Here is a 12,586-nt window from a genome sequence, read left to right as displayed (position 1 = left end):
TTAATTCCTCCCAAGAAGAGATTTTACCTTTTCTACTACCTCATCAGGCGATGGAATAACTCCACCGGCCCGGCCATAAAAATCTACCGGTCTGGCTCCGTTAACCGCCAGCCTGACATCATCCACCATCTGCCCACAACTCATCTCAACACAAAGAACAGCACGGCAACAATCAGGCAGGTTCTGAAATGGTTTTGCAGGAAAAGGCCAGAGAGTCTTCGGGCGAATCAAGCCGGCAGTTATCGATTCGCTCTTTAGCCGGGCAATCACGTTTTTGATAATTCGGGACATAGAGCCATATGCTGTGAGGATTATCTCTGCAGATTCGATATCCTGCTCTTCCCAGCGTGTCTCGTCCTGCGTTATCAGATTGTATTTAGCCTGCAGGTTAAGATTAGTTTGTTCCAGCGCCTCGGGAGCAAGACGTACAGTCGTTATACTGTTTGCCTTTCGCTTGCCTCCATGGCCGACAACTGCCCAGGATTTTTCAGGCAAGCTGGCTTTAGGCCTTTCTGTAAACTCAACAGGTTCCATCATTTGGCCCAGCAGGCCGTCACTCACAATAAAAACCGGCGTTCGGTATTTATCCGCAAGATCAAAAGCATCCTGTATCATTTCGGTAGATTCCTGAATAGTTGCAGGAGCAAATGAAAGGATACGGTAATCCCCATTGCCACCACCACGCGTCATCTGGAAATAATCAGATTGTGCCGGCTGGATTCCACCAATACCAGGCCCCCCGCGCTGAACATTCACTATCACGCAGGGTAACTCAGCCGCTGCCAGAAGTGACATGCCTTCCTGCATCAGGGCTATACCTGGGGAAGAAGATGTTGTCATGGTTCTGGCACCTGCTGCTGAAGCACCGAAAACCATATTGATTGCAGCTATCTCGCTTTCTGCCTGTACAAATACGCCACCGGCTTTCGGCATTTCACGGGCAAGAAACTCAGGGATTTCATTCTGAGGAGTGATCGGGTAGCCAAAAAAGTGTGTACAACCACCTTTTATTGCTGCCAGAGCCAGGGCTTCGTTTCCCTTCATTAATGTCTTGGCCATTTTACCGCCTCCTCATCTATCATTCTCAGGCGCCAGATTAACCGTGTATTTACGCATTAAACCATGAGCGACCCACACCATGAAAATAAGAATAAACACACGAATTATATCACTTTAACAAATTCCTAGAAACCTGGTTTCTCTTGGCGCATATAACAGGAAACCGTTAGATTTCTCTTCTCACTGTTCATCATCTGACAATTACGCAGCTAACCTTTCAACAGTGATAACAACATCAGGACAAATGAGTGCACAGCTGCAACAGCCGGTACACCTGGAATAATCTGAAATTTGCGCAGGGTGATATCCCTTGGAATTACTCACATTCTCATCCAGATAAAGAATCTTTTCAGGGCAAACAGCCAGGCACATCCCGCATCCCTTGCAGCGCTCACTATCGAAAAGAATATTTCCTCTAGGTTTTGCCATATTCTGCCTCCGTCTATATCTATCTCTACATCAGATCTTGTCAGGCACTCATCACCGGAATTATTCAAAAATAACATCCCATTACAAATGAATTCCAGCAATAGCGCTTGTTTCTGGTAAATAAACTTTGTTAATTACTGCTTAACTAAATGGTAGCAGAAAGGGGAGCTGTGTCAAGCAATAAAACACGATTAGACAGGACGATGGCCAAAGTGCTGGCCATCGTCCCACAAGGAGAACAGCTGGGGAAAACCTTACTGAGAAATACGAATTAGGACCGATCAGAAAATTATGGTCGAAAAATTACTGCCAATGCTTTTGCAGGACCGGAAACACCTCTATAGCCATGAGGAATATCTGCGTCAAAATAGATGCTGTCTCCCTTTTCAATGAGGATTACATCATCACCGCAACGAAACTCAATCTGCCCGGAAAGAACGAATAAAAATTCCTCTCCGCGGTGATTGTTGAAAACAATGTCTGAAGCCTCACGCTCCTCCATTTCCACCACAAAGGGTTCCATATTCTTATTGATCTTTGTGTAGGCTAATGGCTCATAGGTGTAACCTATGTGTGAAATATGAGGGCCTTTCGCAACTCCGCATCTATCATCTTTTCGTGTGACTACAACGTTTAAAGGTTTAGAGGATTCCCTGAAAAAATATCCGATTGCCACTCCAAGTGCAGTGGCAATCTTAAGTAGTGTTGCTATAGGCGGTGTGACAAGGTTGTTCTCAATCTGAGAAAGATTAGGTTTAGAAAGCCCTGTCAATTCGGCGAGTTCCTGAAGAGTCAACCCCCGTTGATTACGTAAGACCCGGACCTGATGGCCGATGTCTAAGGAGGCTACTTTATGATTGATATCATGTGCCATTATATTTCAATACGAAGAGACGCTTTTAAAGACTGATTGTCACCTCTCCTTTGCAGGACAGACGAGTGTACTCGCTAAGAGTGAGTCCGAGAGTGGCCTTTTCTCAAACTCTTCAGAAGTTTCAAAAAATAATGCTCGCAATATCATTTCTATGGCAAGTACTAAATTTTCGACAACAACGCCAAGTTGAGAAGAAAGGGTTCAATCCGAAAGCCTCCTTGATGAGTTTTTATCATGCAACTACGTTTGTATACCATGTCTCTCATCATCTTGTAAATCACGGGTAGTAAATGTCTATTTGAAAGGACTACGATTGTTGATAAACGACAGACTATCCTTCTATTAATAAACGGCATTGTGCAGTGGGATACTTCCCCCCTTTTTTTCGAAACGTTCTTTTTTCCCTTGCAAACAATAACAGTAAAAGTTATTAGATAATATCAATTACCAATTGAGATATGTTATCGCATTTAAACGAAATACCACGCTGTAGCCTAAACATGTTTTTTATACCATTAACTTCAAGCTCAAGGAGCACGTATGAAAAAAATACTCATTGCGTATTCAAGCAGAACAGGCAACACCGAAAAAATTGCTGATTTTCTTGCTGAAGGGATCCGTTTTGCCGGCCATGAGCCGGATTTGAAAAATATATCAAGCATAGATGGTAAAGAGACGCTTGCGGGATATGATGGCTACATATTCGGTTGCCCCACCTACCACAAAGATATGACAGGTGGTATGAAAAAGTTTCTCTTCCTCGCTGAAGCGGCTCAACTCGCCGGAATAGCCGGCGCAGCTTTTGGTTCGCATACCCATAGTGGTGAGTCGGCTCCCATGATTTTTGATACTATGGAGTATGTTTTCAAAATGAACATGACTGAACTCGGCCCACTCAACCTCACCGAATCAATGATAACAACACAGGAAGGATTAAAAGCTTGTCAGGATTATGGTAAAGCCTTTTGCGAAAAGCTTTAATGCTCGGTACTCGTGACAATTAGGGACTGACAGGGGAGTACAGATCCACATATTTCAGGGGTGCTCCCCCTCAACGTAATCCGTCAACTGTATCCTGCTCACTTGAGTAGTAACATTGCTGCAAAAAACAGGAACGTATCAAGCCTTGAAACAAGAACATCATCTGTAATACCAAAGCATTCAGACACCATCTCTCACTCTTTCGCGGGCAGCCTTTAACGCCAGGCAGCCTAACACTCTCCTGCGTCAGCACAGCCTCCGCCTTTTGTTTTCCCTACCACAAAATCAACAATTCTTTGTGAACACCTCAAAACTTTTCATTTTTTTGCCGATAACAGACCCTACGTTTCTGTCGACTTGAGCATTTTTTAGCTCAAGTCAATCATTGTCCGGGAATTAAATACAGTCAGATAGTGAAAATCGGAGTCTTCACTTACCTGAAGCATTGTTTTTTTTGGCAATAACTACGAGGTGAACAGGTAAGTGAAGCCTCTGCAGAAAGGGTTCAGCCCAACAGTCTCCTGGCAATAAATCTATCTTTAACTTCAGCACCTCCAGCGATTATAGTTTTCGTGAGAAAACTTCTGACTAGGCAATATTCCTGCAATGCGATACTATCTGACATGTAACCTGCTCTTATCTAATGACAATACTTTCAAGAGACTGGACGTGAGTGAAACGTGAGCACATCTTCAGCGAAAAAAAAATCAGGAATGCTGGTAAGGCTGCTGAAGAATTGCACCCTGCTAAGTGTTCTTCTCATCATCCTGATATCTGTTGTGCTCAAGGCAGGTATTCAACTCGATTCGTTGAATATAGGTAAAGCACATCTATCAAATATTTCACTTATCTGGAAAACCGGGCTGGAGTTGCAGATAGGCACACTGAAAATCGACACGACATCGACCAATACCATTAGTGTAGAAAATACAGCAGATGCAGAAACTGTAGACAAGCCTTCATTCCCCCGGCATCTTAAAACTCTCCCCCGAGTAGCCCAATTATTTTCGCTTGTTTCCATTGAAACAATCACTTTTAGAGATTTTACAGGTAGCCTGCACTGCACCGAATATGCAGGTCAGCGATCTTTTTTCACCCTCGAATCGTCTGATATCAACATTTCTTCAGACCTTAATTTATCAGACAAAAATCTCACCGCACACATCACACAACTTTCAAGCAAACGCTTCAACTCTCAAATATCAGGTAAGATCAGACTCGAATTACACAAATCGGTCATAACAGGGGATCTACTTGCTAATATTGCCGACAGTCTTCCTGCAACAATATCTTTTACAGCTGACACCGACGGCATTAGCTTTCAGGGAGAAGAAGTCGGCAAAATTGAAGTAATCAAACCGGTCGTAGACCTGTTTGGAATCGACAAGGACATAGAACCCTGGATATCAGAGTATCTTACGGGGAGTCGCTACAGGTTAAAAACCTTCAGGGGAAACTTCCCCTGGGACAATCCTCTACTCATCCTTGATACACTATATGCTGAGATAACGATTGATGACTGTGAATACGTCTTCGCTGAGGGTTTTGAACCAATCAAAGCTGAATATGCCGATGTTGTTTTCGAGAAAGGCGTCTTGACCATCAAGCCCAGCAACGCGACATTCTACGGGCAGCATGGCAAAGAGAGCTGGCTGGATATCAATTTTATAGATCCTGATGATATCTTCCTCACTGCCTACATAGATGCACCCGCAGTACTCAATGAAGACATACTACGCTTACTTGATTTTTACGAAATATCCCTGCCATTCAAACAAACACAAGGAAAAACAGACGCTGAACTCACCCTTGCCTTACACTTCAACCTCGATATCATTAAAGCCAAAGGACGGTTTGCTGTTAAAGACAGCGTGTTCGAGCACGAAGGTAATCTTTTTGACGTTACCGATGGCCTGGTCCTCATTAACGACAGCCAGGTAACAATAGAAAAACTTCAGGCGTCTTATCCTGAGCTTTTTGCCGTAACTGCCACAGGAAATATTAATGGTGAAACCGGTTCTGGAAAGCTGGATATTACCGTCAAAGAATTACACATCAAAACTGGCGAAACACTTGTCGGATTAAAAAAAGATAGCCCAAGACCAACAATTCAACTGAAGTTTAACCCTGATGGACTAACGTACACTGCCAGCGCATCTTCAATTACCGTTGATGATAAAGAATTTGATCTCGCATCTTTTGGCGGGCCGTTCAATTACTCTGATCTTGGAGCGAGTTTCTCGCCGACTCTGGTGAGTAGTCCCCTCGGAATCCAGGCTGAAATATCCGGATCGTTTTCTATCAACAAACAATCTGCGGATATACACGGTACACTTCTGAAATACGCTGTCGACAACCGTGTTCTAGAAAGCACAGGGCTGCCATTTACTGTTAAATACGGTAAACAATTATCGATCAGCTCACGGGAGACCTCTATCTGGCGGATGGATAATACTCCTGTAACGCTGAATCCTTTACAATTCAGCTCCAACTCCAACGAGCTAAGCTTTGTAAGCGACCGACTGGTCTATGGCGATTTTTTTGATGGTGAAATTTCCGGATTCTACGACTACAAACGAAGAAAGGGAGACATCTTTTTACACAAGGTAACTCTCAACAACAATCCAATTGGAGAAATGCACGGTACTATCATTTCCCGCCCTCAAAGTACACTGGTAAACTTCCCCGAATTCAACATCCTGATTGATTTAAAATACGGTGAAGAACCACAATGGACTGCAACTATATCTGATCTGGCCCCCCTGCATGAGCGATCGAAACTCTTGCAAAAGTATCATCTCAACTCCGGAAAAGTGATTATTTCTACAGGAACGGGGAAAGATACATATACATTTTCAGCACATCTGCCATACGCTATGCCCCTGCTGATAAAAGACACCACACCTATAACGACCTACACACTATCCGGTCATATGACAAAAGGAAATCTCTGGGCAACAGTTAATAACGACCTGATCGTATCTTACAGCAAGGGTCATCTCAGCCTCAGTTCAGACACCATCGGGTATAATGTACCGGAAATCATTTCCCTGATAAAGAAACAGGACAACAAAGAAGAAGAAATTCAGAGCGGTCAACCACCAGTGCAGCAGCCAGACGAGGAGAGCCCATTCTCTCTCACCCTCGATGCCTACAACAGTTTTCTGTATTTCACGCCAGACAATCATGCTCCGGCAGACAACATTTATATTGAACACGCAGGTAAAAGAACTACGCTTAACCTGCAGCATGCTGGAGGTACAATCTCTCTGGAGAGTGCCGATCAGTCCTTCACGCTGGAAGGGAAAGAACTCAATGATGTTTTTATGGGCACCCTGCTGCATAACTCTACGTTTAAAGGCGGCAAAATGTCCTTAGTGGCATTTGGTAAATTTGATAACTTCTCAACACTCGTCAAGGTAAAAGACACGCTTTTAAAAGAGCATACAGCCTTTAATAACATCATGGCGTTTCTTAATACTGTCCCGGCACTCGTCACCTTTTCCAACCCCGAATACAGTACTAACGGGGTGTTCATCAATTCGCTCATTGCCGGTGCGGTTGTCAAAAAAGGTGTTGCCACCTTTGAATCTCTTGAGATGAAATCCCCGCTATTCAATATTACAGGCACAGGCTGGGCAGATTTCGTCAATCTTCAGATAGATATGGACATGAATCTGATAACACAGGCAAAAACCAATATCCAGAAAATACCGCTTATCGGTTATATCCTTGCAGGCAATAAGAAGCAGCCGTCAATCACCCTGAAAATCACCGGAGACCTCACCGACCCTGACGTTGAGAATCTGCTATTTCAAGAAGTTGCCACAATGCCGTTTTCAATGCTTTACCGTACCTTGAAACTCCCCATCAACCTTGTTGAGAAGCTAGGCGAAGAAGCTGAATAAGCAGAGGCGTATAGTACAATCAACCAAAACACTTCCATACTGCCTGAAAAATCGAGCGACCTCTGCCAGAATTCTCTTACTGATCAGGCGCATTAGCAGTCAATGCATCCATAGATGATTTAACCGCCTTTACATACGCAGCATCATCACGCTGGATATGGTTGATTAACCATCGCCCGAGGAGAACATCAGTCCTCTTCTTTTTTCTGACGAATTCCTAGTCGTGTGGCGAGGTTATGCAGGTTACTTCTGTTTATATCCAGGTCTCGCGCCGCAGCCGCCCAGTTGCCGTTGTTATTGATGAGGGCTGTCTTTATCAACCGTATCTGAAACGACTTTACCTCGTCCCGAAGGGAGATTTTCCCAGTTTCCATGACCGGATAACTCTTTGCGACGGGGGTAGGGTTGGTGTAGATGGCATCACCAAAGTCTCCTGCAAGGTTGTTCGCCTGAATAATGATAAACTCTTTATTCCCACTCGAATGAGAGGCCTTGAGCACTGCTCTCGATATGATATTATCCAGCTCACGAACGTTTCCCGGCCAGCTGTACCTGTGCAGCAACTGTAATGCGTCATCACCAAGTCGCACCGCTTTAAGTCCCAGTTGAGCAGCCGATTTCTCGGCAAAATGGCCTGCAAGAATTGCAATATCTTCTTTTCTATCCCTCAAAGGTGGTGCAGTTACCGGGTAGACATTTAGCCGATGATAGAGATCGGCCCTGAACTTCCCCGTCTGTATCTCTTTTTCCAAATTCCTGTTGGTTGCTGCCAGCAATCGCACATCAACATGGAACATCTTCTCCGACCCGATCCGCTGCACCTCACCTTCCTGAATCGCCCGCAAGAGTTTTGCCTGTATCTCAAGCGAGAGTTCACCGATTTCATCAAGAAAGAGGGTGCCGCCATCCGCAAGCTCAAACTTACCGGTCCGGTCGCTATTGGCACCAGTAAAGGCACCCTTTACATGGCCAAATAGCTCACTCTCGGCAAGTGATTCAGGCAGAGCCGCACAGTTGAGGTAGAGGAGCGGTTTGTCCCGGCGACGCGACTGGCTGTGGATGGATCTCGCAACCAGCTCTTTTCCAACCCCTGTCTCACCAAGAATGAGTATGGTGAACTCCGATTTGGCAACCAGCTCAATCTCCTCGCGGAGGTGTTGCATCGTCTTACTTTTACCAAGAATATTACTCCCTCTACGCAGGTGAATATCCTGCATCAGGTCCGAGGCAAGCAGCCCCTGTCGCTCAGCCTGTTTCTCCAGGGCAGCGAGCAGGTCGACGGTCTGCATCTGGGCTCCAGCCATTGAGCCTATGGCCATAACATATTTTTTCGGCAGCTTGTTAAAAGCTTTCGGATCAAGCGCATCCGCGACCAGCACCCCGACAAGCTTTTCATTGATGTACAACGGACAACCAAGACAGGCATGAATAGTATGTAAACCACCCGGGTCTTTTGCCAGCATACCGTCAAACGGATCAGGTAAGGGGCTGTCCTGAGAAAAAACCACCGGTCCATCGGACCCGCAGATAATATCGAGCCGCGGATGATTTTTTCGAAAATATTCACGTCCCATAACATCAGGTGTCAACCCTCGTGCAGCAAGTGGAACAAGGCAGTCTCCGTTGACACGCAAAAGTGCAGCGGAATCATAGGGAATTGCAATATGCAGGGCCTCCAGCAGTCGCTGGTAGCGATCTTCTGCACTCAATACGGCCGTCAGGTCTGTTGCTATAGCAGCAAGCGTATCTAGTTTACTCATAGTTGTAACTAGTACAACATTGTATCAAAAACACAACTGCCGGATGTTGCAGAAACAACAACTACCAACGATAATCAGAAGAAGTATTAGAATATAAAAGACTCCTGATCATTTGTACTCTGCCAACACAGGATATACAGCCCATCGCCTAAAGGCGCGATTTATTGTGTAGATGTTCATAACATCCGTGCTTACATTCTTTTTGAACATAATTCAGCCATCATCATGCCCCGTACAGTAAGATCACGATATCAGAACTGTTTAATACTGAATCGGCATCAAACGATCTGGCACAGCTCTCCGGGCATGGTGAAACAAACGACAATTACATCTCTTCAAGTTTATGCTGACTATTTAGCCCTTCAGGAGTTATTCATTATGAAAATCGGCCTGTTTATCCCATGCTTTATGAATGAACTCTATCCGGGAGCATCCATGGCGACTCTGGAACTGCTTGAACGGCAGGGACTGGACGTCGAGTATCCCATGTCGCAGACCTGTTGCGGACAACCCATGGCAAACACCGGATGCACCAAGGATCTACACGAACTTTCAATGCGCTTTTTAGATATTTTCAGCAAATATGACTATGTCGTCGGACCCACCGGAAGTTGTGTAGCCATGGTGCGTAAACATTATGCTCAGTTTCTGGACGGTATAGATGGTTTTGAACATCTCAAAACTCACACCTATGAATTATGTGAATTCCTCCACGATATCATTAAGGTTGAGCAGTTCGATGTATCATTCCCGTATAAAGTCGGTCTGCACAACAGTTGCCACGGACATCGTGAACTAGGACTCGGAAGTCCCAGTGAACGTAACATTCCATCATTTAATAAGCTCGAATCGTTACTGAAAAAAGTACGTGGCCTTGAGCTTGTTACTCTTAGTCGACCGGATGAATGTTGCGGTTTCGGTGGAACCTTCGCAATTACTGAAAATGCAATTTCGGCCTTCATGGGAAATGACCGGATCGCAGACCACTTAGATGCCGGTGCGGAAGTTATGACAGGCGCCGATCTTTCCTGCCTAATGCATATGGATGGTCTCATTCGTCGCCAGGGAAAACCCCTGCGTATTATGCATATCGCACAGATTTTAAATGGGGAGGCACCACATGGGACATCCTGAACTCGCTAAACAATTTACCCAGGACGTGGAGCGAACCCACTGGCATGACAAAGCCCTATGGTTCGTCAGGGAAAAACGTGACCGTGCCGCCAGGAACCTTCCTGAGTGGGAGCAGCTTCGCCAGCTCGCCAAAGACATCAAAACCCACACCATGGCTAATCTCGCCATGTACCTCGAACAGTTTGAAGCAAACGCACAGGCACGGGGAATACAGGTTCACTGGGCAAAAGACGGCAATGAACATAACCGCATAGTTCTGGATATCCTTAAATCCCATAAGGCGAAAAAGCTGGTAAAGAGTAAATCCATGCTCACCGAAGAATGCCACCTCAACCCGTATTTAGAAAAAAATGGCATTGAAGTTGTAGATACTGATCTCGGTGAACGAATTGTCCAGCTTCGAAACGAACCGCCTTCGCATATTGTCCTTCCGGCAATTCACTTAAAAAAAGAAGATGTTAGCACAACCTTTCAGCAATATATGGGCACCGAAGCGGGCAATAGCGATCCGACCTACCTGACCCATGCTGCACGCGCAAATCTTAGAGAAAAATTCTTACATGCTGATGCAGGGCTGACGGGTGTCAACTTTGGCATCAGCGATACGGGTGGTTTTGTCGTCTGTACCAATGAAGGAAATGCCGATTTAGGCGCAGGTCTTCCCAAACTGCATATAGCCTCAATGGGAATCGAGAAGATCATTCCCCGCGCTAAAGATCTGGCAGTTTTCACACGACTTCTGGCGCGCAGTGCAACCGGGCAACCGATAACCTCATACACCTCTCACTTCCATGGCCCTGTGGAAGGTGGTGAGATGCATATCGTTATCGTTGATAACGGCCGCTCTGCTATTCTTGGTAATGAAAAGTATAAAGAGTCACTTAACTGCATTCGTTGCGGTGCCTGCTTAAATACCTGCCCTGTTTATCGTCGAAGCGGCGGCCACAGCTATCAGTACACCATCCCCGGTCCGATAGGTTCATCCCTTGGAGCAAGCAAAGATCTTGAGAGTAACAAAACATTGCCATTCGCCTGCTCGTTATGCGCATCATGCACCAATGTCTGTCCTATGAAAATAGATTTACACAATCAGCTCTATTATCATCGACAGGACGTTGTTAATGCAGGCTTACTTGATAAAAAAAAGGAAGTGGCTTTAGGGCTGGTCGCCTGGGTTTTCAAACATCCCTTTCTGCTGGATATCAGTGGCAAAATGGCGCGAAAGATCGTGCCGCATCTACCACGATCTCTTGTCTATTCAAAGTTAAATGAATGGGGGGAGCACCGTGAATTACCAGACTTTCCCAGGAAGAGTTTCAAAGAGCTGTACAAGGAGCGGAAAGGAGGAAAGTCATGACATCCAAAGACAGTATTCTAAACAGCATTAAGTCTGCTGGAACTGATGCCAGCACACAACTTCCTGACCACAATATCGAGGCCATCGTATATGACGACCTCAACACTCAATTCAGTGAAGCCTTACACGGTGTTGGTGGCAAAGCTGTTTTTCTTGAAAGTATCGCTGATATTGAATCAAAAGCAAGAGAGCTTTATCCTGATGCCAGTGACATAGTATGCAATGTAGCAGGATGTGCTATCTCAAGTGACAATGGAAATAGCGCAGAGACACCGCATTCACTGGCATCAGTTAATCTAGCAGTTATTAAAGGAGAATTTGCTGTGGCTGAAAACGGTGCCGTCTGGGTGCAAAACCCTGATAATCGTCACAGGGCACTCTACTTTCTCGCTGAAAACAGTATAATAGTAGTGGAAACGAAAAATATCGTTGCCACCATGCATGATGCATACGAGCGAATCGATTTTACAGGTTCAAGCTACGGCACCTTTATATCGGGTCCTTCAAAGACGGCTGATATCGAGCAATCGCTGGTTATCGGCGCCCATGGTCCAAAATCAGGATATGTATTTTTTGTATAACCGTATTATTAGGTGCAACTACTTCCGAATCAATATTCAACACTACCAGGAGCAACTAAATGAACGTACGAGATTTACTGGAAGTTAAGGGGAGTCGGGTCGTTTCCATTCCAGCTGAGACAACTGTTCTGGAATCCATGTCGATATTCTCAACCAATCGAATAGGGTCATTGCTCGTTGTTGATAAAGATGAGCAGGTTCTCGGAATTATCTGTGCACGTGATGTGCTGATGGCTACACTTAAACATGTTGAGGGCATCAGAACACTCACAGTCGAGACTATCATGACAAAAAATTTGATCGTTGCCGCCGAAAATGATGACCTCGACTATGTTCGTGCCATAATGACGGAAAAAAGAATTCGCCATCTACCTGTTTTAAAAGATAATAAGCTTATTGGTCTGATTTCCATGGGAGATGTTGTAAGTGCCCAGGTAACAGAAAAGGATGTTGAGCTCAAATACTTCAAAGACTATATCGCTGACAAATATCCGGGGTGACAA

The 12,586-nt window shown here is 45.1% G+C and carries 10 protein-coding genes; 6 read left to right on the top strand and 4 right to left on the bottom strand.

From position 1 onward, the window contains the following. From vorB to FCL46_RS25300, 3 genes are all read right to left on the bottom strand, one after another. On the bottom strand, nt 1-1,059 hold the full coding sequence (gene vorB / locus FCL46_RS25310) for a 3-methyl-2-oxobutanoate dehydrogenase subunit VorB (RefSeq protein ID WP_136809265.1): 1,059 nt from the start codon (nt 1,057-1,059) through the stop codon (nt 1-3). Nucleotides 1,060-1,260: 201 nt separating this feature from the next. After that, nucleotides 1,261-1,488, bottom strand: a complete 228-nt coding sequence (locus FCL46_RS25305) for a 4Fe-4S binding protein (RefSeq protein WP_136809264.1) — start codon at nt 1,486-1,488, stop codon at nt 1,261-1,263. Nucleotides 1,489-1,777: 289 nt separating this feature from the next. Beyond that, the gene (locus FCL46_RS25300; RefSeq protein ID WP_136809263.1) at nt 1,778-2,362 is read right to left on the bottom strand and encodes a helix-turn-helix domain-containing protein; all 585 of its coding nucleotides are present in this window, start codon (nt 2,360-2,362) and stop codon (nt 1,778-1,780) included. Between the two features lie 540 nt (nt 2,363-2,902). Between FCL46_RS25300 and FCL46_RS25295 the strand changes: the two genes are divergently transcribed. After that, entirely contained in the window at nt 2,903-3,343 is a 441-nt protein-coding gene (locus FCL46_RS25295; RefSeq protein ID WP_136809262.1) for a flavodoxin domain-containing protein, read from the top strand. A gap of 680 nt (nt 3,344-4,023) precedes the next feature. Beyond that, complete coding sequence (locus FCL46_RS25290; RefSeq protein WP_136809261.1) at nt 4,024-7,251, top strand: YhdP family protein; 3,228 nt, start codon at nt 4,024-4,026, stop codon at nt 7,249-7,251. Nucleotides 7,252-7,439: 188 nt separating this feature from the next. On the opposite strand, the gene norR is transcribed toward FCL46_RS25290, so the two are convergent. Further along, on the bottom strand, nt 7,440-9,011 hold the full coding sequence (norR, locus tag FCL46_RS25285; RefSeq protein ID WP_136809260.1) for a nitric oxide reductase transcriptional regulator NorR: 1,572 nt from the start codon (nt 9,009-9,011) through the stop codon (nt 7,440-7,442). Nucleotides 9,012-9,389: 378 nt separating this feature from the next. On the opposite strand from norR, the gene FCL46_RS25280 reads away from it, so the two are divergent. The 4 genes from FCL46_RS25280 to FCL46_RS25265 are packed head-to-tail and all read left to right on the top strand — an operon-like array spanning nt 9,390 to nt 12,583. Further along, the gene (locus FCL46_RS25280; RefSeq protein ID WP_136809259.1) at nt 9,390-10,145 is read left to right on the top strand and encodes a (Fe-S)-binding protein; all 756 of its coding nucleotides are present in this window, start codon (nt 9,390-9,392) and stop codon (nt 10,143-10,145) included. After that, the gene (locus FCL46_RS25275) at nt 10,117-11,502 is read left to right on the top strand and encodes a lactate utilization protein B (protein WP_136809258.1); all 1,386 of its coding nucleotides are present in this window, start codon (nt 10,117-10,119) and stop codon (nt 11,500-11,502) included. The genes FCL46_RS25280 and FCL46_RS25275 overlap by 29 nt, the downstream gene beginning before the upstream one ends. Then, nucleotides 11,499-12,083: a LutC/YkgG family protein gene (locus FCL46_RS25270; RefSeq protein WP_136809257.1), complete on the top strand. Its 585-nt coding sequence runs from the start codon at nt 11,499-11,501 to the stop codon at nt 12,081-12,083. The genes FCL46_RS25275 and FCL46_RS25270 overlap by 4 nt, the downstream gene beginning before the upstream one ends. A 59-nt stretch (nt 12,084-12,142) precedes the next feature. Continuing rightward, the gene (locus tag FCL46_RS25265; protein WP_136809256.1) at nt 12,143-12,583 is read left to right on the top strand and encodes a CBS domain-containing protein; all 441 of its coding nucleotides are present in this window, start codon (nt 12,143-12,145) and stop codon (nt 12,581-12,583) included. Nucleotides 12,584-12,586: the final 3 nt, after the last annotated feature.

Source organism: Desulfosediminicola flagellatus (assembly GCF_005116655.2).
GTDB classification, from domain to species: Bacteria; Desulfobacterota; Desulfobulbia; order Desulfobulbales; family Desulfocapsaceae; genus Desulfopila; species Desulfopila flagellata.
This window is presented reverse-complemented; position numbering and strand designations above follow the sequence as displayed.